The sequence below is a fragment of the Candidatus Omnitrophota bacterium genome, assembly GCA_028716165.1.
In the GTDB taxonomy this organism is placed as follows: Bacteria; Omnitrophota; Gorgyraeia; order JABMRG01; family JABMRG01; genus JAQUQI01.
The window spans coordinates 62,511-86,575 of sequence record JAQUQI010000003.1 but is presented as its reverse complement, the minus strand read 5'-3'; the positions used below and the strand labels follow the sequence as shown (position 1 = coordinate 86,575).

Below are 24,065 nucleotides of genomic sequence, written 5' to 3'. Positions count from 1 at the left end.
GGTTTAATAAGGTCATAGGGTATGCGGATTATAAAAGCCCCGCGGAGGCGATGGCCTTAAAAACATCATCTACACTGACGGACAATAAACACGCGAAATTCCTTTTGCAGTCGTGCGCAAGGCATGCCTGTCCGCAGCCTGCGTCTTTATGCATAACTATGTCTCTGGGCCCTAAAGGCCCCCACCTTAACGGGCCGAGTCCGGACTGCGAACGGCCGAATATATCAACAACCGGAGTGCCTACAGCAACCGCTATATGGACAGGGCCGCTGTCATTAGATATGAATAAAACCGACTTTTTTATCAAGGCCGCCAGGCATCCTATGTCCAGACTGCCTGCAAATAATACCGGCGTATATTGCATAAACCTTTGAACAGACAGGGCACATGCCGAATCCGCAGCGGCCGCGCCGCTTACAATAACCACCTTCACGCCATAACTACGGACAAGGGCATCCGCAAGTCCGGCAAATCTCTCTGCCGGCCATATCTTGGACGGACAGCTCGCTCCGGGATGGATAACGACAAACCTGTCTTTGTCATTTATTCCCTCCGCTAATAATGCCTCCCGCGCTCGTTCGCCGGAAAAACCGTTTACATTAAAACAAAGCTCTTTTTCATCCGAATATATACCCACGGCCTTAAGCATGTCAATAGCATAATCCCTCTCATGTTTTAAACCAAGGTGCTTGGTGTTTTTTACGGCATTCGTAAGCAAAAACCTAAGTTTATTATCGTAACCTATCCTGCGGGGTATGCCTGCCAAAAACGCCGTTATATGCATCCTGTTCGTTGGGTTAAAAATCAGAGCCATGCCAAAACCCTTCCGCTTAAGCTCCATGGCAAACCTAAAACCGGCCAGCCATGACCTGTGCTTTGAGAGTTTATCATAAACAATAATCTCATCAAGGAAAGGATTTTCTCTGACGATGTCTTGAGTATACGGCCGGACTATCATGGCAATATGCGCGCCGGGATAGGCACAGCGCACAGCCTTGATGGCCGGCGTAGTAAGTATGAGGTCGCCTATCCTGTCCGTCCGGATAAGCAGTATCTTTTCGCGTTTTAGTTTTTGTCTTTGCAGCATATGTCGGGTTGTCCGGTTACGCCTTAGGCGAGTTTGCCGTCTGAAAGAAGCAAGTCCTCTGCCGCCTCAAATACATCGTCAACAGATATAGCATCCATGCACATGGCCGCGGGGCACAATTTATAACAAGGCAGGGCGCAATCATGCCATTTTCGCAAAACCCTATACCTTCCTGCGCCGTAAGGCCCTGTGATATCAGGACATGTCGGACCAAATAAGGCAATGACAGGGGCCTTTTGGCTTATTGCTATGTGCATGGGGCCTGTGTCGCCTGCGATAACCAGCCTTGAGTAACGCATGATACATGCAAGCTGTTTGAGTGTTGTCTTGCCGCAAATATCAATGGCGGATTTCCCGGCAGAGCCTGTTATCAGGCGGGCCAGAGGCACATCTTTTTGCGCTCCCGTAATAAGTATCTTAAGCTTATATGTTTCATGCAACTTTCGGCACAATGCGGAATACTTATCCGGCGGCCACCGCTTCTGGTCCCAATTTCCGCCCGGATTGACCACAAAATAATTTTCATTACGGTCAAGGCCGGCATCAAACATAACAGCAGCCGTGTCCCTGATAATATTATCCGGTATATGAAATTCGTAATCTTTATTATCACCGCTAATGCCCGCCTTTTTTAATATTTTCAAAAAATATTCAACCCTGTGCAAAGGCTTCTTGTCTTCCGCCACAGGATCGGTTAACAACCATGAACGCTTCCTGGTATAATAACCTAATCGGCGCGGTATGCCCGACAGACAGGCAATAAGAAGTTTACTCATTGACCGGTGAAAAGATATGACCGTGTCAAATTCCATCTTCCTTAATTCACGTATAAACAATATCTTTCTGAAAAAACCCGCGAAAATCGGCCTTTCATCAAACAGTATCAATTTGTCTATACAGGGATTATCTTCAAGCATCTGGGCGCATCTGGGATGCGCCATGACTACTATAAAGGCTGACGGGTATGTTTTTTTTAATGCGCGCAGCGACGGGGTTGTAAACAATATATCGCCAAGCCAGTTAGGCTCTATAATAAGTATTCTCTTCATATCCATAAACACATCAGCGCCTTATAAGTTGTTCATAGACTTCTATGACCTTATCCCTCATAATGTCAAGGGTAAAATCCCTAAGCACTGCCTGCCTTGAAGCAATACCCATCCTGCGGGCCATGTCAGGGTCTGATATAATCTGCGCGATGCCTTCCGCGAGCGCGCACTCATTCATGGCAGGCACCAACAGGCCGTTTATTCTATGTTTTATAAGCGTATATATGCCTCCCACATTTGAAGCTATAACAGGCAGGCGCATTGCCATTGCCTCCAATATTGAAAGCCCTAATCCCTCCTGCAGAGACGGGTGGCAAAATATATCTATAACAGAAAGAGGTATAGTCGTATCTTTACATGAGGGATAAAAAAACGTTTTTGACGATACGCCCAGATCGGAAGCCAAAGATACCAAGCTGTTTTTATACCCGCGGGCGCCATCCCCTATTATCAGTAATTGGGCATCTGGTATCATCTGCAAAAGTTTCGCGAAAGCGCCTATCAAATACTTATGGCCTTTTACCTTTGACAGCCGGGAAACAATTCCTACAACAGGCCCGGGGCCCAGGCAGTATTGCTTCCTAATAAGCCCTTTGTCAGCAGCAGACACATCAGGATTGAATCTTCTCGGGTCAATGCCGTTATGGATAGTGCTGATACGCTCTTTAGGAACTTTGAGGTCGCAGACCAAATGCTGTCTTACTGCTTCACTTACGGCTATTGTGCGTTCGCCCCAGCAGGGCAGAATATGCCTAAACCATTTCATCTTGAAAAAACCGTGGCATGTTGAAACAAAACCGGCCCCTGTTTTGCGGCACAAGAAATAAGCTATAACCTGGCTTACCCTGGTCTGGGCATGGACAATATCAATGCCGCGCTCTTTTACTAATGATGAAAGCCTGGCAACACTGATAAGCGTGTGGAATCCTATGTCAGAACTCGTATTAACCGGTATAGTAATGTGTTCTATGCCGGCCCTTTCAAGCTCATGGGCGAGGCTTCCCCCGCTTGAGGCAACCACAACCTCAATGCCCGCCTCTTTTAAGGCGGATGAAAGAGACAATGTGTATACTCCTATGCCGCCTAAGTCAAGATGCGTTGTCACTATCAATATTTTCATATACTATTTCTCCAATATATCTTTTACGGCCGCGTATACTTCTTCGGGCATTATGCCCTTCATGCAGTCCATGCGGCGGCATTTGCATTTATAACAAGGCGAGCATTTGGGTTTTTTGTATATAAACCTGCTCTTACCACTGTCAATGGCAGTATGCTGGAAATGCCTCTTAGGATCAGTAGGCCCGAACAAAGCGATAAAAGGAACGCCGCACATGCCGGCTATATGCATAGGCGCGGAGTCGCCTGATATAAAAACATCGCATCTTTTTATGAATGACACTAACTGCATTATATTGGTCCTTCCGGTTATGTCAAAGGGCTTGCTCTTTGAAAGCGCGGCGATCTTTTTTGCCTGGGCCGAATCATCTTTGAGGCCTGTTATAAATACTCTTATATTATCGGCGGCAAGCAGGTCGGAAAGTTTTGCTATGTTTTCCGCGCCCCATCTCTTTGTCTGCCATCTGCCGCTGGCGGCAAAATTAACGCCTACTATCTTCTGGCCAGGGCCTATCCAGCTTTCCCTTATCAGCTCATCGGCATAAGCAGATTCTTTATCAGTAATAGGGAGAGTATCGGATTCTGGGATGGAATCTATGCCCAGCTTTTCAAGCAATCTGAATTGGTGGCTTACAGGTGACAATATATCCCGCGCGCCGTCAATAGCTTCGTTCATGAGAAAATCCAGCTTCCCGCTCTTGTATCCCAGGCGCCGGCGGGCGCAAGATAAAAAAGACAATAAATGGCTCTTTTTATTGTTCTGCAGATCGCATACCAGGTCGGGGGCAAACCTCCTTAACTCGGAAGCGGCCTCAAGCAGGCCCGGCAATCCTTGCCTAAAGCGGAGATTTTTCGCGACGAAGAATTCATCCATATAACAATATCTGCCTGCTATTTCAATGCCCTGCCTGCTTGTAAAAAGTGCTATTTCAGCTTCGGGGAATTTCAACCTAAGCGCCTTTAAAGATGCCAGAGACAGTATTATGTCACCTAAAGCACTCCATTTGATAACCAGTATTTTAAATGATCTTTTCGCCTCCTTATAGACCTTCATCGTGGCATCATACATGCCTTCAAGCGTAAAATGCTTTTCAACATAATCCCTGGCGGATTCGGAAAGTTTATTTTGAAGGGACTTGTCTTTTATGACACTAAGAATGGCATCAGCCAGCCCGCTGTAATCCCTCGGATTTACCAAAATACCGTTATTGTTTTCCTTTATTATGTCAACAATGCCTCCTATCCTGCTGGCGATAACAGGCACACCCGAAGCCTGCGCCTCAATTATAACACGGCCGAAAGTTTCCTCGCCGACAGAGGGGACTATCAACAGGTCAATGTCTTTGAGCCTCTGCGCCACATTATCGCAATCTCCCGCAAACTCCACATAAGCGCCCAGCGACAAGCGTTTTACAAGCGACTCAAGCTCCTGTTTGTATTTGGGTTTTGACGCGGCCGGCGCGCCGATAATATATAATTTCACATGAGGAATAAGCCTTGCGACCTTTGACATAGCCCTTATAAGATATATGTGGCCTTTTATCGGGGTGATACGGCCTATAATCGCTATGGCAAATTCCTTTTTATTTTTCTTACCCGATAAGGAGTAAAATTCAAATCTATCCAGGTCAACGCCTCTGGGTATCAGCCTTATCCTCTGCAGGGGCACCTTAAAGTTCCGGATCATATGGCTGGCCACGACATTACTCGGCACTATGACAAACTTGCCCCAGCCCATTACCCTGCTTAGCAGATGCCTTGAATAATGGCCGTGGCAGGTGGTAATAAAAGGAATGCCAAGGGCCCTGGCGGCAAAAAAAGCTGAAAATGCCGGCACCCTGCTGCGGGCATGGACAATATCTATCCCTTCCCTGGAAATTATATCTTTTATCTTATCCACCATGGTTAATACGGTAAAGGGGGATTTTTCATGCACAGGCAGGCAATAGTGGATAATGCCGGTTGAGACAATCTCATTAAGCATCCTTCCGCCGTTTGAAATGATTACCGCTTTATGCCCATGTTTGACTAATTGTTTGGCAAGGTCTATCGTCCCTGTTTCAACCCCGCCGCTATTAAGCTCCGGTACAACTTGCAATATATTCATATAAATATTTCTTTCGTTTCAGATAAAGGATTCCGCGTCCGTTCAGATAATCGGCCTTGCTAAACCGCGTGCCATAGCCAAAAGCCCGCGCGCCTATTCATCGCTAAATCAGCCCTTCAAGGGCTTTTTTCACGCGACTGTCATCATCTACTATATTCTGCCTAAGGCCAAGCTCAAGCGCCTTTATTACAGCATCGTAAACGTCCTTGTATCCTGCTGTCTGTATATAACCTGCTTTTTCCAGACCGGACAAAAACCTATTATGCCTTTTACTGCGGTAATCACCCTGCCTGAAGACAATGCTATATCCGCGCGATGAAGCGGCCTCTGATACCATGGAAACCGATTCCTCTGAAACAAGCAGGATATCCGACAAAGCCAGTATGGATTCTACAGCAAGCGGCGGATTGTATTCATTTGCTATCACCAATAGCTTGCATACCGCCGGCGCAGAAAGCCTTTTCTTAAGATAATCGCTTATATGGGCCGGAGTCCTTCTTGATGTAGAGACAAATAAATCCATATTCCGTTCGGAGCATATCCTGACAGCAGACTCTATAATCTCACTTACCTTGTTAATATCCATAACAAAATTTTTAGTGTCCCCTCCCATAAGGACACCTATGGACCCTTTACTGCCGGTATCCGGGGTAAAGAGCTTACGGCTTTGGCATAAAGACAATTTGTCTTTTCTTATTATGCTCAAGGCCGCGTCCGTTACCACGACATTTTTCCCTGGCCTTAGGCCGTCATGCCTGGGAGCTATTACAAGGTCAAAATATCTTACCGCGGCGGAAGCTGGCTTCATTACGGCGATAGACTTGGCATTATTCTCCCTGCCAAAAAGCAGATTGACTGACGCTGTAGAGGACCCGCACGATATGTATATATCAGCATAGCTTTTTATAAGCCGCTCATAAGAGGCCTCTTTTAACGCGGCTCTGGCACACCTCATGCACCCCTGGCAAAAGATGCTGGAAAAATTAGCCAGGGCGGAAAGCATATGCTTTCGCGTGCCGTTTTTAAATTCTACGTCAATGATATCCACCCTTATGCCGTCGGGATCATATCCTCTCTCCTGCCATATACACCTTATAATTTCTGCCACCTTCTGCGACTGTTTTAGATGCCCCGTTTTTTTATCATTAAGAACGATAACTTTACGCACAGTAGTTGACTTCCAGCGCCTATGCTGCCATAACCACTGATCCGGATAGGCGCTTATCATATCTTCAAGCACGGCCGCGTATTGAACCATGGCATCCGCTATAGCCTCCTCGTCAGGCAAATGGCTTTTCAGGCAAAGAGCCGGAAAAAGTTTAAACTTTACATAGGGGCCTTTTTGTCTTATCGCAAAACCAGGCACTATACCCGCGCCTGACCTTAGAGCTATCTCCACAACCCCCCTGTGCCATGAAGCAGGCCTTTTAAACAGATCCGTGAATATACCCTTTTTTCCGGCATCCTGGTCAACAAGCATGCCTACTATGCCGTTAGAACGCAATGTTCTCAAGGCCTCTTTTATCGCGGGGCCTTTTATAAGTATCCTGCAACCATGTGACTGCCTGTAGCTATTAAGCAAATTGTCAAGAATATAAGGTTTTTGCTGTCTTGCTATACCCTTATAGCACAGCCCTTTATAAGGCAATGCCGCGTGGGATATCTCCCATGTACCGAAATGCGCCGTAAGGAATATCAGGCCTTTACCGCGGGCAAGGACATCTTGAGCTATGCCAAAATTTTCAAATGTTATATAACGCTCTATGTAAGAGTCATCTATGCCGGGCAGGAGGAAGACCTCCATCATGCCCTGGCCTATATTGGCATACGTATTCTTTAGAATTTTCTTGATCTGGCGCGGGCCATATCTATGGCCAAGCGCGGCCTTAAGATTGGCATAAGAAATCCTGTAACGCTTGGTATTGATAAACATTGAGCATATGCCCAGCATTCTGGCAATAGCTATTGAAAGGCCCAGAGGCATGGCCCTAAAAAATAAGGCAAACCCCTTAGCTATGAAATAAAGCAGATAACCGCCCATAGAAAACCTCTTCTTCGGTTATTTTCAACTCCACCCTTAATACCGTAAACTCTATGCCGCCTATGCCGGGCTTTGCCGTCAATGGGGCCAATTTTACCCAATCCTTTTCCGTTGTTAAAACAATATCAACACCGCGTCTTTTTGATGCCTGCAAGATCCTGTCAACATCACAGCCGGTATATAAGTGATGGTCAATATAAGAGAAAGAATCAACACATGTGGCACCGAGATTTTCCACTGTTTTCACAAAAGACCGGTTATCGGCCAATGCCGAAACGCAGATAACCTGTTTACCTTTTATATATTCAAGGCCTTTTTCCCGGATGCCGGATATTTTTAAAGACACAGGTACATGCCTTGCGTAAAATATCAAAGCGCCGTTTGATGCGGCCCGAACGAAGCGGCTTATGCGGGAAAGTTGTTTATCCGTGACAAGGTCTGCCTTTGTCAAAACTATGATATCGGCGCGTTTAAGCGCGCTTATAGGCTCTCGCAGGCTTCCGGCAGGTATAAGCCGGCTATTTCCAAAAGGCGATACCGCGCTGACAGTAACTATATCAATGTCTCTTGATATACCAAGATGCTGAAAACCATCATCCAGAATAAAAACGCCGGCATGGGCCGTTTTAAGATAATTTAAGGCATTGCGCAGCCTGCGCTTTCCGCTTAATACAAACACGTTTGGAAAACGCGAGGACACCATTTTGTCTTCATCATTTCCGTAACCGCGTGTCAATAATACCGGAGATAAGCGCGCGGCATTAAGCCATAAGAGTATTGCCTCAACAAGCGGCGTCTTGCCCGTACCGCCCCAGGTAATATTACCGACGCTTATGACCGGAACAGGCAGTTTTTTACAACAGAACACCCCGCTCTTATACAAAAAGAACCTTACTTTTGCCGCAAGAAAAAATAACAATGAGGCAAATAAGAGAAAAGGCCTTAAAATAGGCCCAAACGCGACACGTCTTTCGCCTGTAATCAAATTATGAAAATATCGCTTCATGTTCTATAATACGCAATGTCCTTTGCGCGGCGCCCGTATTTGATTTTACCACAAGAGCCGCTTTTTGGCCAAGCCTTTCGGCCCGGGTTTCATCCTTTAACAGGCCTTCCATAATCCTTTCCAGAGAACTTCCGTCTTTGGCAATCACGACAGCCTCTTTTTCTAAAAACACAGCGACCATATCGCGAAAATTAAAGGTATGCGGGCCCAATATTATAGGCTTAGATAGGGCCGCGGGCTCTACTATATTATGGCCTCCGCGACGGACCAGGCTTCCGCCTACAAAAACCATATAGGCGATACCATAGATAGAACTAAGAATACCAATAACATCAACAACCACTACCTGGCCGGACGAAACGCGTGCCCCTTTTTGCAGGCGCGAAAAAAACACAGGCTGACAGCCTAAGCGCCTTACAAGGCGCGCTATGTCCTGGCAGCGTTCAATATGCCTTGGAACGATAACAAGCTTTAAACCGGTATGGTTTTTTTTCAAATTCGCCCAGGCGTTTAATATTAACTCGTCCTCGCCTTGATGGGTACTGCCCGCGACTATTAATCTTTGGCCTGGCTCAATGTTTAGCGCTTCGGCCAAAGGCCCGGCGCATCCGCCTGAGGAAATACCGCCCTGAAAAACGCCGTCAAATTTCATATTGCCTGTTACTTTTATCTTTTCCGCCGGCGCGCCTAAAAATTTTATCCTTTCGGCATATTCTTGAGTCTGCATGCAGAATGCGCCCACGCGTTTTACGGCAGGCGACAATAAACTTCTTATAACACGGTATTTCTTAAAAGACTTATCCGATATCCTGCCATTAACCAGAAAAACCTTGACCTTCATTTTATGCGCGAACAATATCAGGTTAGGCCACAACTCCGTTTCCATGAGTATAAGCAAAACAGGCCTGACATAACCTAAGGCTTTCTTTACAATAAAACTAAGGTCAAACGGCAGGTATAGTGCAATGTCTTTATCAGGCAATATTTTTTTCGCGGCGCGGTAGCCTGTCTCCGTAACCACCGAAAGAACAACCCTGTATCCCGGGCGGTTTTCATGCAAGGCCTTTATCAGCGGTCCGGCGGCTAATACTTCGCCGACACTCACGGCATGGACCCATATGTTTTTTTTATCCGCAAGCAGGGCTTTTAGGCTTTTTGGATAAAAACCCAGCCTGATCAAAATACCCTCGCGTTTTCTTCTCTTTAAAAAAAATACCGGCAAATAAAAAAACAAAAAAAATATGAAAGCGATATCATACAATATATTCATAAAAAATCCTTACGCAGACAGACTAATACAAGCCAAGAGAAAGAGCGCCCGGCAAGGCTTGCGGCTAAGCCCTGGGATGCGCCTTTCTATAGGCCTCTTTCATCCTCTCCGTACTTACGTGCGTGTATATCTGTGTGGTAGACAGGCTGGCATGGCCTAAGAGTTCCTGGACAGACCTTAGGTCGGCCCCCCTATTCATAAGATGCGTCGCGAAAGAATGCCTTAGGGTGTGGGGCGATATCTTATTCTTCAGGCTTGTATTTTTTACGCAACGGTTTATTATCCGCCTGACAGACCTGTCGGTCAGGCGCGTGCCTCTGGAGTTTAAAAATAAAGCTCTGCTATTGGGCCTGCGCAGTCCGCTTGACACTTTCAAGTAAACCTTTATAACAGCTGATGCCTTTTCGCCGATGGGCACTATCCTTTCCTTTTTGCCTTTGCCATAAACTCTGATAACCCCGCCTATCAGGTCGCACTTATCGGTATCCATGCCAACGAGCTCCGATACCCTGACACCTGTGCTGTATAATGTCTCCAGTATAGCCTTGTCTCTTAGCTCATTCACGCCGCCTTTTATAACGCGGCTGTCAAGCAATTCGGCTACCTCATTTTCCTGCATAAAGTCCGGGAGTTTTTTATCTTTTTTAGGCGTTGATATGCCTGAAACGGGGTTTGTGCCGATAAGATTTTCTCTGACAAGAAACTTGAAAAAACTTCTTAAAGCGGATAATACCCTGGCTATTGACGCCTTGGATATATTTTCATTCTTCAACTGCGCGAGAAATTGCCTGACTGTAATATAGTCAACGCTGTCAACACGCCTACCGTTTATAAATCTCCTGAACCTGTCAAGGTCTAAACGGTAATTTAAAATCGTGTGCCTTGACGCCTCCCGTTCTATATCAAGATACCTTAAAAATTTATCAATATATCTCTGCATGAAGCCGGGTCATTCCTCTTTAGGCAGTTTCCTGCCAGTATAAGTGCAATCAGGATATTTAGAGCAACCGTAAAACGGCCCTCGCCTTGAAAAACGCTCAACAAGCTCTCCATCACAGCCCTGCTTGGGGCACTTAACGCCTGTAGGATACGGCTTTGTGTTCCGGCAGGCAGGATAATCCGAACAACTCAAAAACCTGCCTTTATTGTAGTGTTTTACCATCATAGGCTTGCCGCATTTGTCGCAAACCCGGTCAACGGTCTCAACAGTTACCAGCTCTATTTTGCCATCGTCTGTCTTTTTAGCGGGCATGGAATATTTGCACCGCGGGAATCCCGAGCATCCGAGAAAAGCCCCTCTTCTTGACCAGCGGAATATCATGGGCTTGCCGCAGAGCCGGCATTTGTATTCTGTGACTATTTTTTCTTTTTTCATGTCTTTCATGCCGGACTGGGCAAGAGAGAGGTCTTTTTCAAAAGGCGTGTAAAAATCAGATATGATCTTTACCCAGTCCGTTAAGCCCGCCTCAACCTTGTCTAATTGTTCTTCCATATAGGCCGTAAAGCTCACATTCAAGATATCGGGAAAATGTTTGACAAGAAGGCCTGTGACAACAGTGCCTACCTCTGTTGGATAAAAATAACCGGCCTTCCTCTCAACATAATGCCGGTCAACTATGGTCTGAATAGTCGGGGCATAAGTACTCGGCCTTCCGATACCTTTTTCTTCCAGTTCTTTTACAAGAGAGGCGTCTGAATAGCGGGCAGGGGGTTTTGTAAAATGCTGGGAAGGTATTAAATTTATCAGTTCAAGGATTTCTCCTTTGGATAAAGGCGCATTGTAAATGGACGGGTCCTTATGGGCCTCGTCAAGTTTCAAAAAACCGTCAAAAACTATACTGCTAAAAGACGATCTGAAAATACATTCCTTGCCGTTAACGCTGTCTACAGCGCAAACGTCAACAGTGCGCACATTGAATATGGCGGAGGGCATCTGGCTCTGTAAAAATCTTTTCCAAATCATCTCATAGACCTTGTTCTGTTCCTGGTTCAGAAATTTTCTCACAAGGTCAGGGGACATGGCTATAGAGGTAGGGCGTATGGCCTCATGCGCATCCTGGGTTTTTTGGCCTGATTTTTTAAAATGAACGTAATGCTTGGGCAAATAATCTTTTCCGAAACGGCTCTTAATATACTCGGCGGCCTGCTGGCTGGCTTCTTGAGAAATATTAAGCGAGTCTGTCCTCATATACGTTATAAGGCCTGTCGCGTCCCCCTTTTCAAGTTCAAGGCCTTCATATAATTGCTGGGCGATACGCATAGTCTTGCTGGCTGAATAACGAAACTTATTAAAGGCATCCTGCTGCAAGGTGCTTGTAGTATACGGCGGCAGAGGTTTTCTTGTCTTTTTTTGTTCTTTCAATTCGCCTACCCTGAAAACACTTTTCAAAAGCCCTGACACAATACTGTCCGCGGCCTGTTTGTCTTTTACGCCGGGTTTTTTACCGTCATAGCTGGCCAGCTTGGCGTTAAAGCTAATGTTATTTTCAGCAGACTGTTTTTTAAGCTCTGCCTCAAGCTCCCAATACTCTTCGGCCTTAAAAGCGTTGATAAGGGCCTCTCTCTCAACTATGAGCCGCAAGGCCACGGACTGGACCCTTCCCGCGCTTAATCCACGGCCGACTTTTTCCCATAATAAAGGCGACAGGTTATAACCAACTACTCTGTCAAGGACCCTGCGCGCCTGCTGGGCATTGACCTTATTTATATCTATATCGCGGGGGTTTTGAAAAGCATGTTCTATGGCAGGTTTTGTGATTTCATGGAATTCAACTCGCAATGACTTCTGTCCTTTGGATACCAGTTCCCGTTCCAGATGCCAGCTTATTGCCTCACCTTCCCGGTCAGGGTCTGTGGCAAGGTAAATAATGTCTTTACCCTTGGCTTTCGCCTTCAAATCCTGCATGAGCTTTTTTCTCGCGGGCAATACAACATATTTTGGCTTAAAATTATCTTTGACATCAACGCCCATGCCATTTGAAGGCAGGTCTATGACGTGGCCCATGGACGGCTCTATATCATATTTATCCCCTAAAAATTTGGCCAGGGTTTTTGATTTTGCCGGTGACTCTACAATTACAAGCGCTTTTTTCATCACTTATCCTTATATTGACTCGTTAGTTTTAATCGGTACAAAAGTATCCGACACGCGCCGCCTTACGCATTCATTACATCATTTTATCTTTCACAGGCCCTTTATCAGGGCAGGTCATCGGCATCTTTTCAAAAAATCCGCCCGGAAGGCTTTTGACAAGCCCCTTAATCTGCAAATGGAGCAGGGCAGACCGTGCCATGGGCTGGCTTATTCCGGAAAATTGCGCTATATCATCAATATAACAGGGCTGTTGCGGAATTGACGAATATATCTTTTTTTCCAAACCGTCAAGCCCTTCCGTATCATTTGTGGTTTTTTCTCCGTCGGAGAAATCAATTCCCGAAGCATTGATATCAAGCTCTTCTAATATATCGTCGGCCGTGTCAACAAGTTTAGCCCCTTGCTTGATAAGGGCATTACTGCCTCTTGATGAAAATCCATCCGCCATGCCCGGCACGGCAAATACATCCCTGCCTTGCTCAAGAGCAAAATCCGCTGTTATCAAAGCCCCGCTTTTCGCGCCTGCCTCAATGACAACCACAGCCCTGGACAGGCCGCTTATCAATCTGTTCCTGCGCGGAAAATTCTGTTTATAAGGGGGCATTGCCATAGGGAATTCGGAAACGAGCGCCCCATTGTCCGCGATATTTTGCGATAGTCCGGTATTCTGGGCCGGATATATCCTGCCAAGCCCGCTGCCAAGAACCGCCAATGTCCTGCCGCGGGCTTTCAAAGCAGCTTTATGGGCCGCTGTGTCTATGCCTCTGGCAAGCCCTGAAACAATTGTCACTTTTTTGCCGGCAAGCACCTGGGTTATTTTATCGGCCATGTTCATGCCATAACACGTGCATCTCCTTGAACCGACTATTGCCACGGACACCTCATCGCGATCACTGATGTCCCCCTTGACATACAATATAACAGGAGGGTCATAAATATTTTTCAGATTTTTCGGATAATTGCTGTCGCTTAAGGCGATTATATCAACTCCGGACCGTTTTGCCAGCTCTATTTCCGAGCCCGCGTCATATTGAGAACGCGCGCTCATTATGCCTCTGGCAACAGCAGGCCCGATACCCCCCACGCTTATAAGCTGGTCAAAAGAAGCCCTTAATACCGCCCCCGGTTCCCTGAATGCCTCCAGCAATGATTTCAGCCTGATACACCCGAGGTCTTTTACCATATTTAATAGTATAAGGTCTTTTTTGAAATTGTCCATGAGCGTATTATATTTTTAATACATTGAGTATTTCATTAACAACCTCATCAGGAGTAAGATCTGAAGTATCAATTGAGTAATCGGCCCTGTCGTAAAAACTGGCCCTGGCCGCAAGCAGTTCTTTTATGCTCTTAACAGGGTCAGGGGTATTGAGCAGGGGCCTTGAATTCCCGGACTTCGTCCTTTCGTATATTACTTCGGGCCTGGCCTTAAGGCATATAATCACGCCGCCTTGTTTAAGCCTTTTGACATTATCTTCGTCAATAACAACCCCTCCTCCGGCATCAATAATCATGCTTTTATTAACAGGCAAGGAATTTACAATATCTTTCTCAAGGCGCCTGAAATACTCTTCGCCATGCCGGCTAAAGATATCGGATATGGCCTGCCCGGCTTTTTTTTCTATCATCTCATCAAGTGAAATACGTTTTCTATTCAGCCTGCCAGCCAGAAGTTTTCCTGTTAAGGTCTTGCCTGTTCCCATAAATCCGACAAGCACTATATTCTTCATTTTCGTTTCCGGGATTTTACCGCAAAACACGATTTGGCCTGGCAGGCAAATCTTTGCCTGATCTCATCCATTGAATCCCCGCCTAATTTTTCCAACACAGCGCGCGCGATGACAAAACACATTACGTTTTCCGCGATAACCGAGGCGGCAGGCAAAGCGCAGACATCGGAACGCTGGATATCCGCCTTGCCCGGTTTTCCTGTTTTCATATTTACCGAAGATAAAGCGTTTATAAGGGTGGCTATAGGCTTCATGGCACAGCTTACCCTTATCGGCTCCCCGTTACTAATGCCGCCTTCAATACCGCCGGCATTATTTGTATTCCGGAGTATGGCCCCGCCGCGGGCCAGTCCGATCGCATCATGAAAACATGAACCCGGCAAGGCTGCCCCGTTAAAACCGGCCCCGATCTCAACGCCTTTGATAGCCTGAATAGACATAAGTTCAAAAGCTATAGCCGCGTCAAGCTTTCTATCGTAATGAACGTGGCTTCCCAGCCCCGGCATGACGTTTAATGCTATTACTTCAAAGCACCCCCCAAGTGTGTCTCCGCAGGCCTTGGCGCGGGAAATCCTCTCAAGCATAAGCGCCTCCGAAGCCTTGTCAGCGCAGTTAAGCGATGAGGCGGACGCCTTTTTTCTTATCAGAGCCAAATCCATGCCTTCTGTGTCGGCTTCTACATCAGCAAGAGACTTTATGTGGCTAAAAACATCAATTCCCAATTCCCTGAGAAAAGCCCTGCACACAGCGCCTGCCGCTGTCCTTGCCGACGTTTCTCTGGCGCTTGCCCGCTCAAGTATATCTCTTGCATCATCTAAGCCGTATTTGATCATGCCTGCTAAGTCCGCGTGCCCGGGCCTGGGATAGTTTACAGGAGGCAGGGTATCTATCTTAAAATCTTTATTCATTATAAGCAAAGCAATAGGACTGCCAATAGTAAAACCTTTTCTTATCCCGGACAATATTTCAACCCTGTCCGATTCTATTTTCATTCTATCGCCCCTGCCCGGGCCAAGCTGGCGGCGTTTAAGCTCATTATTAATTATATCGGGGTTCAATCTTAGTTTGGCGGGTATACCTTCTAAAACGGCTATCAAAGCCTTACCGTGTGACTCTCCTGCTGTCATATATCTCAACATATCTTCCTCCAATGCTTCCTATTTAAAATCCACAAGCCTGACGATACCTGTTATCTAAAAAATATCTTTACGTCAAAAAAGTTTTGCATATCCCGTATTTTAAAAATTATACGGAAATAAAAACCTTTCTATCCTTTCACCCCATAACATAACAATAAAGGCCGCCAGCGACAGATAAGGGCCATACGGTATTATATCCGCCTTCTTGCGCAGCTTTTCAATTATACCAATAACAGACCCGAAAAAAGGGGCTAAGAAAAATACGATAATAACGCCTTTCCATCCAAGGAAAGCGCCTATCATGGCAAGAAATTTAATATCCCCGCCGCCCATGGCATACTCTTCTCCTATGGCCTTTAGCTTTTTTTTAAATAAAATTGTTCCGAGCACGGCTATGGCATATATCAAAAGCCCGCCCAGCGCGATCCCTGTTAACGAGTTTAATAAAGCGTTGAACCTGTTCGCGGTTGAATGAAAACCGGGCAGGGCAAAGCTTAAAACAGGCCCCAAAATCATTCCGGCATACGTTATCTCATCAGGTATTATCTGATATTGCATGTCAATGAATGCCGATAATATCAGGGCGCAGGATAAAAGCATATAAACGGCGGTTGTGGTATTTACGCCGAGATATTTGGCCAATAAAGCGAAAACAGCTGATGTCAATAACTCTACGATAGGATATTTCAATGATATGCGGCCCGCGCAAAAACGGCATTTACCGCCGAGTACAATAAAACTAATAAGCGGAATATTGTCATACCACGCTATAGCATGATGGCATTTGACGCAATGCGAACGCGGCGCGATGACCGATTCGCCTAATGGCATTCTGTGAATGCACACGTTCAAAAAACTTCCTGCCATCAATCCTAAAACAGCCGCGATTAATATCATTTGCCCAACCTGGCCAATAACTCTTTTTTCATTAAAGAAACGGGCGCCTTTTGCCCTGTCCACAATTCAAATGCCAGTACGCCTTGATAAACCAGCATATTAATACCGCTTGAAGATTGTATAGACTTGGCCTGGCACAATTTTATAAGCCTTGTTCTTAACGGGGTATAGACTACGTCATATACCTTAAGCTTACTATGCAAGGCGCCTGCGTCAAGCGGCAGAGGATCATTATCATGCATTCCAAGAGGGGTGCAATTGACAAACAAAGAGCAGTCTCTGATAAAAAAAGGCGCGTCTTTTTGAGCGGAAAATATAATATCTATCCCGGGAAAATTTTGCCTGATATCCCTGGCCAATGCCATAGCCTTTGGCTTGATAATATCACAGACAATAATTTGCTTAGCCCAAGATCGCGCAAGGCCGAAGGCGACAGATCGGGCAACGCCGCCCGAGCCTGCCAGGAAAACGCGGCAACCCGACGGAGAAATGCCAAGGTCTTCTCTAAGGCTTTTGATAAAACCGCCGCAATCGGTATTATAACCTATCAGCTTTCCGTTTTTGTTAATGACCGTGTTAACAGCGCCTATAGCCTTGGCAAGCGTGTCTATCCTGTCAAGATAACTCATGCATTCGGATTTAAAAGGCAGTGTGACATTAAACCCCGATATGTCCATCCTCTTTAAGGCGGCGATAGCGGATTTTAACTTTTGTTTTTGCACCAGAAACGGCAGGTATGCGGCGTCTATCTTCAGTTTCGCAAAAGCGGCATTATGCATATACGGAGATAGACTATGCTCTACGGGGTTTCCTATTATTCCATAGAGCTTGTGAGAAAATCTTTTTGGCATATGAAAGATTATATGTTACAGGTTTTACCGGCAGTCTTTAAGCCTGCTTGGGTGTGCCCATGGTATCTTATCCATGGCGTTAAGATACGCTTTCACGCTTGCCTCAACAACATCAGTGGATGTGCCCCTGCCCGTAACAACCATATCTTTGACAGAAACTTTTATGGAGGCCTCTCCAAGAGCGTCCTTACCACTTGTGGCAGAACGTATGTTATAATCAATGAGCCTGCCCTTAAGGCCGGTTATAAGATCAACGGCCTTATAACACGCGTCTACAGGGCCGTCCCCTGAAGCGTCCGCCTTGTACCGCTTGCTTTTATACTCAAGACAAACTGTTGATTTGGGCATACGCCTGGTTCCGCCTTCTACGTAAAAATACGCCAGCTTAAAAACCTCATCTGCCGATAACATCTCGTATTCCATAATGGCCTTCAGGTCCTCATCGTATATGTTTTTCTTTTTATCGGCAAGCGCTTTGAACCTGTAAAAAGCCTTTTCCAGCTTAGCCCCCTTGAGATCAAAACCCATCTTCTTCAGCCTTGCCGAAAGGGCGTGCTTACCGGAATGTTTGCCAAGGACAAGTTTGGTTTCTCCAAAACCTATGTCTTTTGGCCGCATGATTTCATAGGTGCATCTTTTTTTAAGTATCCCGTCCTGATGTATGCCTGCCTCATGCGCAAAGGCGTTTGAACCTATTATGGCCTTGTTTGGCTGAACGATTATACCCGTAAGCCTGCTTACCATGCGCGATGTCTCATACAGATACCTCGTCTTTATGCCTGTCGTAGCGCGAAAAAAATCCCTGCGCGTTCTCATTGCCATTACTATCTCTTCAAGCGAAGCGTTACCGGCGCGTTCGCCTATTCCGTTTACGGTACACTCAACCTGCCTGGCGCCGTTTTTAACCGCTGATAAGGAATTGGCAACACCCAATCCCAGATCATTATGGCAATGCACGCTTATTACCGCCTTATTGATGTTCCTTACCCTTCTTGCTATATTATATATAAGCTGGCCATACTCATCAGGGATTGAATAACCGACCGTATCCGGAATATTGACAGTCCTGGCTCCGGCGTCTATTACCGCCTCTATTACTCTGAACAGGAAATCAGCCTCGGTGCGCGAAGCATCTTCGGGTGAAAATTGCACATCGCGGACATAGCCTGAAGCATACCTAACGGCCGACACCGCCTGCTTCAATATCTCGTCTTCGGCTTTTTTGAGCTTATACTGCATATGGATCTTGCTGGTAGCCAGAAAGACGTGAATACGCCCGGCTTTCGCGGGCCTTATGGCCTCAAAAGCCGCGTCAATGTCTTTCTTAAGCGCCCGGGCAAGAGCGCATACGCCGCAATTTTTGATCTTTTTGCTTACAAGCTTAACGGCTTCCAAATCATCCGGGGAGGCAATAGGAAAACCCGCCTCTATGATATCAACGCCGAGCCGCTGCAGCCCAAAGGCTATCTCAAGCTTTTCATTCTTCTGAAGGCTGGCGCCGGGCGATTGTTCTCCGTCTCTTAATGTGGTATCGTGTATTATTATACGTTTTCCCATTGGATTTTCTTTCTTTTTCCGGCCTGCCCGGCCGTTTTAATTATATTATTCCATCCAGGGCATAAGAGAACGCAGGTTTTTGCCGACCTCTTCTATCTTGTGGCCGGCGCCCGCGGCTTTCATTTTATTAAAATCAGGCCTGCCCTTTTTGTTTTCATCTATCCATTCCTTGGCAAATTTTCCTGATTTTATCTCTTCTAATATAACCTGCATTTCCTTACGGGTATTTTTGTTAACTATGCGCGGGCCCCGCGTATAATCACCATATTCGGCAGTATCTGACACCCTGCTTCTCATGCCTTGTATACCATACTGATAAATAAGGTCTGTTATAAGCTTGAGTTCATGCAGGCATTCAAAGTAAGCTATTTCAGGCTGATAACCGGCCTGAACAAGAGTATCAAAACCCGCTTTTACCAGTTCCGACACGCCTCCGCAAAGCACTGTCTGCTCCCCGAAAAGATCGGTTTCTGTCTCCTCGGCAAAAGTTGTTTCTATCACTCCCGCGCGCGCGCCGCCTATAGCCTTGGCATATGAAAGCGCTAATTTCAAGGCCCTGCCTGTCGTATCCTGATATATGGCAACAAGGCAGGGAACACCTTTACCTTCTTCATACATCCTGCGCACTAAAGCACCAGGCCCTTTAGGCGCGATCATAAACACGTCTACGTCGCTCGGAGGCACTATCTGCTTAAAATGAATGTTAAAGCCGTGTGAAAAAACAAGGGCATTGCCCGGCTCAAGATTTGATGCTATGGATTCCTTATATACGGCCGCCTGGACATGGTCCTGGGTCAGTATCTGTATAACATCCGCCTTCTTGGCCGCTTCATTAACCTTAACAGGCTTAAAACCGTCCTTTACAGCCTGTTCATAATTAGGCGTATTCTCAAGCTCGGATATGATAACATCTATGCCGCTGTCTCTTAGATTCAAGCTCTGCCCTCTGCCCTGTATACCATAACCGATTATAGCGACCTTCTTCTTCTTTAGTATATCAATGTCCGCATCCTTGTCATAATATATCTTTGCCATGCTATTTTCCCTCCTTAATTTTGTCTTTAACTTATGATCAAAGCTCCATTGCTATCCTGCCGGAGCGCACCATCTCTTTTATCTTACAGCCTTTGTTTCTAATCGCGCACAATAATTTATCTATCTCGTCCTGGGTACCCGTTATTTCAATAGTAATAATATCAGATGCTGATTTAACGACATCGGCCGAGGATTTCCTTATCAGTCCTAACACCGCGGGCCGGGCCTTCCTTTCCACGCCAATCTTGAATATTACAAGCTCTTTATCAATATGTTCTTTCCGCAGATAGTCTTTGACACGGATAACATCAATCAGCTTATTCAACTGCTTCTTGACCTGATCCAGTATTTTGTCATCTCCCTTGACAACTATCGTCATCCTTGAAACGCTGGGATCTTCCGTTTCGCCTACGGCAAGCGAGTTTATGTTAAAACCCCGGGCGCTGAAAAGTCCCGCCACGCGGGCAAGCACGCCGAATTTATTCTCCACTAAAACCGATATTACGTGTTTCATGTCAGATCCTTCATATCCTATGCGTTAAAGATTTCGCGGTATAAGCAAACGGCATTAAGCCATGCCGCCTATCATCCTGTTAATCGCTTCTCCCGATGGCACCATCGGAAAAACGTTTTCCTCGTTTCTAACGATAAAATCAAGGACAACCGTATTCTTCGTTTCAATCGCACGCTTTATCGCGTCCGCGACATCAGCTTTTTTGGTAACCCTTATGCCTACGGCGCCGTATGCCTGCGCCAGTTTGACAAAATCCGGACAGCCTGGCTGAAAACAGGTATGCGAATACCTCTTATTGTAGAACAGTTCCTGCCATTGCCTTACCATGCCAAGACAGCAATTGTTCAGTATGGCTATATTTACAGGGAGCTTATTAATAACAGCCGTGGCAAGTTCCTGTATGTTCATCTGTATGGAACCATCACCGGCAATATCAAATACCGTTTTCTCCGGGTAGGCTGTCTGCGCGCCTATCGCGGCAGGGAAACCGTAACCCATGGTACCCAGCCCCCCGCTTGATAAAAAAGAACGGGGTTTTGAATACTTATAAAATTGGGCCGCCCACATCTGGTTTTGCCCAACCTCTGTAGTGATAATAGCATCACCCTTGGTGGCCTCATATATCTGCTCAACAACATACTGGGGCTTTATATCATCACCGGAGTTATCATACCTTAGAGGATATTGTTTTTTCAACTGGGCTATCCTATCCATCCATTTTGACGTGTCACCTGCCTTAACAATCCTGTTAAGCGCCATTAGCACTTCTTTGGCGTCTCCGACAATAGGTATGTGGACATGGACATTTTTGCTGACGCTTGAAGGATCAATATCTATGTGAATAATCTTGGCCTTGGGGGCAAATTCATCCAGCTTACCCGTAACCCTATCATCAAATCTGGAGCCTACGGCAATAATAAGGTCGCTTTCTGTTATAGCGTGGTTGGCATACGCGCTTCCGTGCATACCAAGCATTTTCAGGGACAATGGGTTTGTCTCCGGAAAACAGCCCAGGCCCAGAAGTGTTGTGGTAACGGGTATTGAAGCCTTGCTGGCAAATTCCAAAAGCTCATTTTCGGCGCCTGATATTATTACGCCTCCTCCGGCATATATTATAGGCTTGCATGATTCATGTATCGCCTTGGCGGCTTTCTTCAACTGGCCCTGAAAACCTGCGCAAACAGGGTCATAACTTCTCATACTGATTTTTTCAGGATAATTGAATTCCGCCTCTGCGAACATAAGGTCAGCGGGCAGGTCAACCAAGACAGGTCCGGGTCTGCCGGTTCTGGCAACATAAAAAGCCTCTTTTATCGTAGGCGCCAGATCGTTTATATCCTTAACAAGATAATTATGCTTTGTAATAGGCCTGGTTATTCCCGTAATATCAGCCTCCTGAAAAGCGTCACTGCCTATAAGATTAGTCTTGACCTGCCCTGTCAATGCAACCATGGGAACTGAATCCATATAAGCCGTGGCAATGCCCGTAACAAGATTGGTCGCGCCGGGACCGGAAGTGGCCAAGCAAACGCCGACATTGCCTGTGGCGCGGGCATAACCGTCTGCGGCATGGGCAGCCGCCTGCTCATGCCTTGTCAGCATAAACTTCAAATCAGAATCGTAAAGAACATCAAATATAGGAAGGACAACGCCGCCGGGGTATCCAAACACAATACCGACTTTCTCTTTCTTTAACGATTCAACCAATATATTAGCGCCTTTTAATCTCATTTTATTGATAAGACCGCCCCTTTCGCGGCAGATTGGACAAAGCAGGCATAACGCGACAGATAGCCTTTTTTTATCTTGGGCGGCCTGGGCCTCCAGGCATCAATACGCTTTTGCATTTGCTGGCAAGATATTTTAAGCTCTATCTTTCTCTTCGGTATATCTATTGAAATAATATCATTATCCTGAACTACAGCTATCGGGCCTCCTGTAGCAGCTTCAGGCGATATATGCCCAATACACGGCCCCCTTGTACCGCCGGAAAATCGCCCGTCGGTAATTAAGGCCACTTCTTTTGACATCCCCATTCCGGCTATAGCGGCCGTAGGCGCAAGCATCTCCCGCATGCCAGGCCCGCCTTTGGGCCCCTCATATCTTATGACAATAATACTGCCGGGTTTGATCCTGCCTGACATTATAGCGCGCATGGCATCTTCTTCCGAATCAAAACAAACAGCCTTTCCGGTAAATTTCATGCCAGATTTATCTACAGCGCTTTGCTTGACAACACAGCCATCAGGGGCAATATTACCTTTTAACACAGCTATACCGCCTTCCTTGTGATACGCTTTTGGAAGAGGCCTGATTATATCGTTATCATAAATAGAAAAACCCTTTATATTTTCCTTAATACGCCTGCCTGTAACCGTTATATTATCCTTTATCTTAGACGACAATCTGCTCAATACGGCAGGTATGCCTCCCGCGTACTCAAGGTCCTCCATAAAATGTTCTCCGCCCGGCCTTATATTGCATATATGCGGCGTTTTTCTGCTTATCATATCAAGCTCATCAAGATCTAATTCAATACCTGCTTCACGAGCAATAGCCGGTATATGTAACATCGTGTTCGTTGAGCCGCCTAATGCCATATCAATCATAACAGCATTATATAAAGAAAACTTGTTGATGATCCTGCGTGCCGACAGCCCGCGCTGAACCAGCGAAACAACCTGCTGGCCGCTCGCATACCCTATACGTTTCTTTTTGGCGGAATTAACCAAAGCTGTAGCGCATCCGGGCATAGACATTCCAAGCGCCTCGGTTACGCAGGCCATGGTATTTGCCGTATAAAGCCCCTGACAGGAACCTGCTCCGGGGCATGAACACATCTCCAAGCCATCCAATTCGGCATCCGTTATCCGGCCTTTTTGCCTCTTTGCCATTGCCTCAAATGTGTCTCTTACAAAAGAACGCCTTTGCATCTTATACACACCAGACAACATGGGCCCGGCCGTCACAACAATGGCAGGTATATCAAGCCTGGCTGCCGCCATAATCATGCCCGGAGTAATTTTATCGCAGTTGGTTAAAAGAACGAGCCCGTCCAGCGCGTGCGCCATTGCCACGCTCTCAACAGAATCAGCTATCAATTCCCTTGACGCTAAAGAATAATGCATGCCTGCGTGGCCCATTGCTATACCGTCGCATATACCAGGTATGCCAAAAACAAAAGGCACGCCCCCTCCTGCGCATACTCCGTGTTCAATCTCACGCTCTAAAAGCCTCATATCAACGTGGCCTGGTATGAGATCCGTAAAACTGGAAGCAATACCTATAAAAGGCTTGTTTAGATTATTCTTGCTAAGGCCTGTGGCATACAATAAGGCCCTATGCGGAGTCCTTTCCAAACCTTTTTTTATCACAATGCTTCTCATTATCGTCCTTTCCTGTTTAAAAACATCCGTAAATTTAATGAAACGGTTTTTTACATAAATATAATATTAATACTGGTATCAAATTATAACAACAGGCACTTGATCTGTCAATTGTTTTTCTATCGCGTGTTTTTATGTAAAAACCTATCGCTTTAAACAAGGATACCGGGCCGGTATCCATAA

Annotated in this window: 18 protein-coding genes and 1 pseudogene; all 19 read right to left on the bottom strand. The window is 46.1% G+C overall.

Features of this window, described 5'->3' with window-relative positions; genetic code table 11:
- Positions 1–28 precede the first annotated feature (28 nt).
- The 19 genes and pseudogenes from PHV77_02945 to ilvD all read right to left on the bottom strand — a co-directional run bounded on the left by PHV77_02945 (position 29) and on the right by ilvD (position 23,882).
- The gene (locus PHV77_02945; GenBank protein ID MDD5504255.1) at positions 29–1,087 is read right to left on the bottom strand and encodes a glycosyltransferase family 9 protein; all 1,059 of its coding nucleotides are present in this window, start codon (positions 1,085–1,087) and stop codon (positions 29–31) included.
- Positions 1,088–1,110: 23 nt separating this feature from the next.
- The gene (waaF, locus tag PHV77_02940) at positions 1,111–2,142 is read right to left on the bottom strand and encodes a lipopolysaccharide heptosyltransferase II (protein ID MDD5504254.1); all 1,032 of its coding nucleotides are present in this window, start codon (positions 2,140–2,142) and stop codon (positions 1,111–1,113) included.
- 7 nt (positions 2,143–2,149) lie between these two features.
- Positions 2,150–3,256: a glycosyltransferase family 4 protein gene (locus PHV77_02935; protein ID MDD5504253.1), complete on the bottom strand. Its 1,107-nt coding sequence runs from the start codon at positions 3,254–3,256 to the stop codon at positions 2,150–2,152.
- Between the two features lie 3 nt (positions 3,257–3,259).
- The gene (locus PHV77_02930; GenBank protein MDD5504252.1) at positions 3,260–5,362 is read right to left on the bottom strand and encodes a glycosyltransferase; all 2,103 of its coding nucleotides are present in this window, start codon (positions 5,360–5,362) and stop codon (positions 3,260–3,262) included.
- Positions 5,363–5,465: 103 nt separating this feature from the next.
- A complete protein-coding gene (locus PHV77_02925; protein ID MDD5504251.1) occupies positions 5,466–7,403 on the bottom strand; it encodes an ELM1/GtrOC1 family putative glycosyltransferase in 1,938 nt (645 codons plus the stop codon).
- Complete coding sequence (gene lpxK, locus PHV77_02920; GenBank protein MDD5504250.1) at positions 7,372–8,409, bottom strand: tetraacyldisaccharide 4'-kinase; 1,038 nt, start codon at positions 8,407–8,409, stop codon at positions 7,372–7,374. The genes PHV77_02925 and lpxK overlap by 32 nt, the downstream gene beginning before the upstream one ends.
- Positions 8,390–9,679: a 3-deoxy-D-manno-octulosonic acid transferase gene (locus PHV77_02915; protein ID MDD5504249.1), complete on the bottom strand. Its 1,290-nt coding sequence runs from the start codon at positions 9,677–9,679 to the stop codon at positions 8,390–8,392. The genes lpxK and PHV77_02915 overlap by 20 nt, the downstream gene beginning before the upstream one ends.
- Before the next feature lie 64 nt (positions 9,680–9,743).
- A complete protein-coding gene (gene xerC, locus PHV77_02910; protein MDD5504248.1) occupies positions 9,744–10,619 on the bottom strand; it encodes a tyrosine recombinase XerC in 876 nt (291 codons plus the stop codon).
- A gap of 9 nt (positions 10,620–10,628) precedes the next feature.
- The gene (gene topA / locus PHV77_02905; GenBank protein MDD5504247.1) at positions 10,629–12,773 is read right to left on the bottom strand and encodes a type I DNA topoisomerase; all 2,145 of its coding nucleotides are present in this window, start codon (positions 12,771–12,773) and stop codon (positions 10,629–10,631) included.
- A 73-nt stretch (positions 12,774–12,846) separates the two neighbouring features.
- Positions 12,847–13,992, bottom strand: coding sequence for a DNA-processing protein DprA (dprA, locus tag PHV77_02900; protein MDD5504246.1), 1,146 nt, complete (start codon positions 13,990–13,992; stop codon positions 12,847–12,849).
- 7 nt (positions 13,993–13,999) lie between these two features.
- Entirely contained in the window at positions 14,000–14,503 is a 504-nt protein-coding gene (locus PHV77_02895; GenBank protein MDD5504245.1) for a shikimate kinase, read from the bottom strand.
- Positions 14,500–15,642 (bottom strand): chorismate synthase, encoded by a 1,143-nt coding sequence (gene aroC / locus PHV77_02890; GenBank protein MDD5504244.1) that lies wholly within the window; start codon positions 15,640–15,642, stop codon positions 14,500–14,502. Before aroC ends, PHV77_02895 begins: the two co-directional genes overlap by 4 nt.
- Before the next feature lie 99 nt (positions 15,643–15,741).
- Positions 15,742–16,539 (bottom strand): prepilin peptidase, encoded by a 798-nt coding sequence (locus tag PHV77_02885; protein ID MDD5504243.1) that lies wholly within the window; start codon positions 16,537–16,539, stop codon positions 15,742–15,744.
- Complete coding sequence (gene aroE / locus PHV77_02880; protein MDD5504242.1) at positions 16,536–17,390, bottom strand: shikimate dehydrogenase; 855 nt, start codon at positions 17,388–17,390, stop codon at positions 16,536–16,538. Before aroE ends, PHV77_02885 begins: the two co-directional genes overlap by 4 nt.
- A gap of 24 nt (positions 17,391–17,414) precedes the next feature.
- A pseudogene (locus PHV77_02875) lies at positions 17,415–18,950 on the bottom strand (2-isopropylmalate synthase).
- Between the two features lie 42 nt (positions 18,951–18,992).
- Entirely contained in the window at positions 18,993–19,982 is a 990-nt protein-coding gene (gene ilvC / locus PHV77_02870; protein ID MDD5504241.1) for a ketol-acid reductoisomerase, read from the bottom strand.
- A gap of 37 nt (positions 19,983–20,019) precedes the next feature.
- Positions 20,020–20,496: an acetolactate synthase small subunit gene (ilvN, locus tag PHV77_02865; protein ID MDD5504240.1), complete on the bottom strand. Its 477-nt coding sequence runs from the start codon at positions 20,494–20,496 to the stop codon at positions 20,020–20,022.
- 54 nt (positions 20,497–20,550) lie between these two features.
- The gene (gene ilvB, locus PHV77_02860; GenBank protein MDD5504239.1) at positions 20,551–22,227 is read right to left on the bottom strand and encodes a biosynthetic-type acetolactate synthase large subunit; all 1,677 of its coding nucleotides are present in this window, start codon (positions 22,225–22,227) and stop codon (positions 20,551–20,553) included.
- Positions 22,224–23,882, bottom strand: coding sequence for a dihydroxy-acid dehydratase (ilvD, locus tag PHV77_02855; GenBank protein ID MDD5504238.1), 1,659 nt, complete (start codon positions 23,880–23,882; stop codon positions 22,224–22,226). Before ilvD ends, ilvB begins: the two co-directional genes overlap by 4 nt.
- Between the last annotated feature and the right edge of the window lie 183 nt (positions 23,883–24,065).